Raw genomic sequence first — 5,230 nt, forward strand, 5'->3', positions numbered from 1 at the left:
GCCGAGAGCGACGGCCGGCGCGAGAGCCTGCTGGACTTCCTGCGCGCCAGCGGCCTGAACCCGCCGGCGTTTGATTCGCTGGCCGCGTTCCAGGCCAGCGACGAAAAGGTCGGCATCGCCACCTCGGTGCTCACGGTCGGGTTCAGTTCGCTGGAAGACGGCATCGACTTCGTCACCGAAACAGAGCTCTTCGCCGCCGGGCCGACCACCCGCCGGCGCAAGAAGCAGGAACAGGTCAGCGACGTCGATGCACTGATCAAGGACCTGTCTGAGCTCAACGTGGGCGACCCGGTGGTGCACAGCGCGCACGGCATCGGCCGCTACCGCGGGCTGGTCAACCTGGACATGGGCGACAAGAACCCCGACGGCACGCCCGCGCTGCAGGAGTTCCTGCACCTGGAATACGCCGACAAGGCCGTGCTCTATGTGCCGGTGAGCCAGCTCAGCCTGATCGGCCGCTACACCGGCGTCAGTGCCGACGAGGCGCCGCTGCACAAGCTGGGCAGCGGCCAGTGGGAAAAAGCCAAGCGCCGCGCGGCCGAACAGGTGCGCGACGCCGCCGCCGAGCTGCTGAACATCTACGCCCGCCGAGCGGCGCGCCAGGGCCATGCCTTCCGCTTCAGCGCGCAGGACTACGAGATCTTCGCCAACGACTTCGGCTTCGAAGAAACCGCCGACCAGAAGGCGGCCATCCACGCCGTGATCCAGGACATGATCAGCCCGCAGCCCATGGACCGCCTGGTCTGCGGCGACGTGGGTTTCGGTAAGACCGAGGTCGCCTTGCGCGCCGCCTTCGTCGCCATCACCGGCGGCAAGCAGGTGGCGTTTCTGGCACCGACCACGCTGCTGGCCGAACAGCACTACCAGACGCTGGTGGACCGCTTCGCCAAGTGGCCGGTGAAGGTGGCTGAGATGAGCCGCTTCCGTTCGCAGAAGGAGATCACCGCGGCGATGAAGGGCATCAACGACGGCAGCGTGGACATCGTGGTCGGCACGCACAAGCTGCTGTCGGAAAAAACGCAGTTCAAGAACCTGGGCCTGCTCATCATCGACGAGGAACACCGCTTCGGCGTGCGCCACAAGGAGGCGATGAAGCAGCTGCGCGCCGAGGTGGACGTGCTCACGCTCACGGCAACGCCGATCCCGCGCACGCTGGGCATGGCGCTGGAGGGCCTGCGCGACCTGTCGGTCATCGCCACCGCGCCGCAGCGCCGGCTGGCCATCAAGACCTTTGTGCGCAACGAAGGCACGGGCGTGATCCGCGAAGCCGTGCTGCGCGAATTGAAGCGCGGCGGCCAGGTCTACTTCCTGCACAACGAGGTCGAGACCATCGAGAACCGCAAGCAGAAACTGGAAGAAATCCTGCCCGAGGCGCGTATCGCCATCGCCCATGGCCAGATGCCCGAGCGCGACCTGGAACGTGTGATGCGCGACTTCGTGGCGCAGCGCTACAACCTGCTGCTGTGTTCGACCATCATCGAGACCGGCATCGACGTGCCCACGGCCAACACCATCGTCATGAGCCGCGCCGACAAGTTCGGCCTGGCCCAGCTGCACCAGTTGCGCGGCCGCGTGGGCCGCAGCCACCACCAGGCCTATGCCTACCTGCTGGTGCCCGAAATCGATGGCTTGACCAAGCAGGCCGCGCAGCGGCTGGACGCGATGCAGCAGATGGAGGAACTGGGCTCGGGTTTCTACCTGGCCATGCACGATCTGGAAATCCGCGGCGCCGGCGAAGTGTTGGGCGAGAACCAGAGCGGCAACATGCTGGAAGTGGGCTTCCAGCTCTACAACGAGATGCTCAGCGAAGCCGTGAGTGCGCTCAAGGCCGGGCGCGAGCCGGACCTGCTGAGCCCGCTGAGCGTGACCACCGACATCAACCTGCACGCCCCCGCCCTGCTGCCCAACGACTACTGCGGCGACGTGCACCTGCGCCTGTCCTTCTACAAGAAGCTGGCCACGGCCAAGACGGCGGACCAGGTGGACGGGTTGCTCGAAGAAATCGTGGACCGCTTCGGCAAGCTGCCGGCGCAGACCCAGACCCTGATCGACGTGCTCCGCCTGCGCGTGCTCTCGCAGCCCTACGGCGTGGTCAAAGTCGATGCAGCGCCGGGCGTCATCAACATCACCTTCAGGCCCAACCCGCCGATCGAGCCGATGAAGATCATCGAACTCATCCAGAAGAACAAGCACATCAAGCTGGCGGGCAACGAGAAGCTGCGCATCGAACGCGCCCTGCCCGAGGTGAAAGACCGGGTGCAGCTGGTGCGCGACGTGCTGCGCTCGCTGGGACAGCCGGTCCGGGCAGAAGCGCCGGCCGGCGCTGTTTGACCTGCATCAAAAACAGGAGCATCAGGGGCCTGCGTTCACCTGCCGTTCACACGCGCCTGACGAAACTTCATACCGGCGCCGCACCATGGCGGCACCTGTTCTGAAGGAGAAGTCAAATGAACCTGAACCCCCACCGCCCCTGGATCACGCCCGTCGTCATCGGCGCGTTTTCCCTGTCCGCCGTCACCGGCGTGCTGATGTTCTTCCACCTCGACTCGGGCCTGAACAAGACCGCTCACGAGTGGCTGAGCTGGGCCATGGTGATCGGCGTCACGCTGCACGTGCTGCTGAACCTGCCGGCGTTCAAACGCTATTTCACCCAGACCACGGGCCGGGTGGTGATGGGCGTTTTTGCCGCGGTGCTGGCGCTGAGCTTCATCCCCACCGGTGGCGCCGGCGGCGAACCTGGTTTTGCACCGCCGGTGCGCGCCCTGGCGAAGGCGCCCATCACCGTGCTGGCCCAGGTGGCCGGCACCAGCACCGATGACATCAAGGCCAAGCTGCAGGCCCAGGGCCTGACCGTGACCAGCGACCAGCAGTCGGTGGCCGACCTGGTGGGCGGCGACCTGAAGGCACAGATCGGCACGATGACCAAAGTGCTGCCTGCGGCCAAGCCCTGACCCGGGACGCACTCCCGGCTCCCGCGATAATTCCGGGATGACCTCCCCCACCGAATTCGCCCCCGGCCTGACCATCCAAGGCTTCACCGCCCCGCTGAACCTCAAGGACTTCAAGCTCATCGCATTTGACATGGACTCCACACTCATCAGCATCGAGTGCGTGGACGAAATCGCCGACGCGGTGGGCCGCAAGTCCGAGGTGGCGGCCATCACCGAAGCCGCCATGCGCGGCGAGATCACCGACTACAAGGACAGCCTGCGCCAGCGCGTGGCGCTGCTCAAGGGCGTGACCGTGGCCGACATGGAGCGCGTCTACACCGAGCGCCTGCGCATCAACCCCGGTGCGACCGAGCTGGTGCGAGCCTGCAAGGCGGCTGGTCTGAAGGTGCTGCTGGTCTCGGGCGGGTTCACCTTCTTCGCCCACCGCGTGCGCGACACGCTGGGCATCGACTTCGTGCGCGCCAACGTGCTGGAAGTGCGCAGCGGCCCGAACTGCGGCGAGCTCACGGGCCGCATGGTGGACCAGGCTTGGGGCGACATCTGCGACGGCGCAGAAAAACGCCGCACCTTGCTGGAGGTGGCGTCGTTGCTGGACATCGAGCCGAGTCAGTGCATCGCCATGGGCGACGGCGCCAACGACCTGCCCATGATGGCCGCGTGTTCCGATGCCGGCGGCCTGTCGGTGGCTTACCACGCCAAGCCCGCCGTGCGCGCGCAGGCCATGGTGGCCATCAACGAAGGCGGGCTGGACCGCCTGCTCGAAGTCGTCAACGCCGCATGAGCGACGTCCTGCGCCGCTGGGCTGACGGCCTGCGGCGCGACTGGCGACGCCACCTGGGCACGCTGGCCCTGTTCGCCGCCGTGCTGCTGTCGGTGCAGGCGTGGCAGACACGGCACGTGACCGGCGGCCCCCTGCCTGCGGCGGCACTCGATGCCCCCCTGCCCGTGCTGGACGCCCGCGGCGCCCTGCGCCAGAGCAGCCTGCGCGCCGAGCTCGCCGCGCTGCAGCGGGCCTACCCCGGGCAGAACGTGGGCCTGTACGAGTGGGCCGACTGGTGCCCGATCTGCAAAACGATCCAGGGCACGGTGGATGGCGTGAACGCGGGCCACCCGGTGATCACGGTGGCCATGCAGTCGGGCCCGCCCGCTGCCGTGGGCCGCTACCTGCAAACGCGTGGTCTCGTCTGGCACACGCTGGTGGATCCGCGATCACAGCTGAGCCGTGCACTGGGTTTTGGCGCGGTGCCGGCGTTTGCCGTCATCACGCCGCAGGGCGAACTCCGCTGGCCCACCGTGGGCCTGACCAGCGGCTGGGGCATGCGCCTGCGGCTGTGGCTGGCGCGCTGAACCAGCGCCGGCCCGTGCGATCAGCCGCCGCGCTGCTGGCGGTCGTGCTTCTGGCGGCGGATCTGGTGGCTGGCTCGGTCCTGCGCGTGCTCCATGCGCACGGCCTCCTTGGCGGTCACCTTGCCATCGGCTTCGGTGCGGTGCTCCAGGCGGTTGATGTGGCGCTGCCGCTGTTCCAGCCGCGCCTGCTCGCGCACGGTCAGTTGGCCAGACGCCACGCCCTGCGTGATGCGGTCGGACTGTCGTTCCTGGCGGTTGTCCACGCGTTGCGCTTGCTTGTCGGCCAGGCTGGCAGTGCCTTGTGCGAGTGCGCTACCAGCGAACAGGCCGAGGCCGGTGGCGGTGAGGGTGACAGCAGACAGGGTCTTGATCCAGGCGTTCATGGTGGGGTCCTTGTGGTGTTGAACAGATGCCATGAACCTGGGGTCCACGCACCCGTTGAACCGGGTCATCGCCATATGGCTTACGGGCTTCGATGAAAATCCGATCGCGTTGCACGGGTTCAGCGTAAGCGCCGGCCCGTTGCGAGGTTCAAGCAGGCAAGACCTCCTCCGCACACCGCCCGACCGACCATGCCCCACTCTGCACCCACCCCCTTTCGCCGCCGTCTGGCCCGCTGGCTGGCCGGCGGGTTGCTGATGCTGAGCGTCGGCGCCCAGGCCGCACCGGTGGTGCCACCCGACGCGCAGGACTGGGCCCGCCTGACGCCGGCCCAGCAGGCCGAGCGCAAGGCCGAACTCAAAGAACAGTTGAAACAGGCAACGCCGCAGGAGCGCAAGGCGTTCCGACAGCAACTGCGCCAGCAGATCGAGACGCTTTCGCCCGCGGAGCGCCAGGCCCTGATCGACAGCACACGTCGGCGCTGGCAGCAGCTCAGCCCTGAAGAAAAGCAGCGCCTGGCCGACGAGCGTCGGGAACAGGTCAAGGCCATG

6 protein-coding genes are annotated in these 5,230 nt (G+C 67.4%); 5 read left to right on the plus strand and 1 reads right to left on the minus strand.

Annotation, left to right across the window (positions count from 1 at the left end; translation table 11 throughout):
- The 4 genes from mfd to ACR2JA_RS00745 form a co-directional block, all read left to right on the plus strand.
- A partial coding sequence (mfd, locus tag ACR2JA_RS00730; RefSeq protein WP_434007224.1) for a transcription-repair coupling factor occupies positions 1-2,331 on the plus strand: 2,331 nt, incomplete at its 5' end.
- Between the two features lie 116 nt (positions 2,332-2,447).
- Positions 2,448-2,951: a DUF4405 domain-containing protein gene (locus ACR2JA_RS00735; protein WP_434007225.1), complete on the plus strand. Its 504-nt coding sequence runs from the start codon at positions 2,448-2,450 to the stop codon at positions 2,949-2,951.
- Between the two features lie 37 nt (positions 2,952-2,988).
- Complete coding sequence (gene serB / locus ACR2JA_RS00740; protein WP_434007226.1) at positions 2,989-3,732, plus strand: phosphoserine phosphatase SerB; 744 nt, start codon at positions 2,989-2,991, stop codon at positions 3,730-3,732.
- Positions 3,729-4,298 carry a protein disulfide oxidoreductase gene (locus ACR2JA_RS00745; RefSeq protein WP_434007227.1) on the plus strand — a complete coding sequence of 190 codons (570 nt, stop codon included), beginning with the start codon at positions 3,729-3,731 and terminating at the stop codon, positions 4,296-4,298. The genes serB and ACR2JA_RS00745 overlap by 4 nt, the downstream gene beginning before the upstream one ends.
- Before the next feature lie 20 nt (positions 4,299-4,318).
- On the opposite strand, the gene ACR2JA_RS00750 is transcribed toward ACR2JA_RS00745, so the two are convergent.
- Complete coding sequence (locus tag ACR2JA_RS00750; protein WP_434007228.1) at positions 4,319-4,681, minus strand: hypothetical protein; 363 nt, start codon at positions 4,679-4,681, stop codon at positions 4,319-4,321.
- Positions 4,682-4,870: 189 nt separating this feature from the next.
- Here ACR2JA_RS00750 and ACR2JA_RS00755 point away from each other — a divergent pair.
- Positions 4,871-5,230 (plus strand): DUF3106 domain-containing protein (locus ACR2JA_RS00755; RefSeq protein WP_434007229.1); only part of this gene is annotated, 360 nt, incomplete at its 3' end.

The sequence above is a fragment of the Hydrogenophaga sp. genome (assembly GCF_051007235.1).
Classification (GTDB): Bacteria; Pseudomonadota; Gammaproteobacteria; order Burkholderiales; family Burkholderiaceae_C; genus Hydrogenophaga.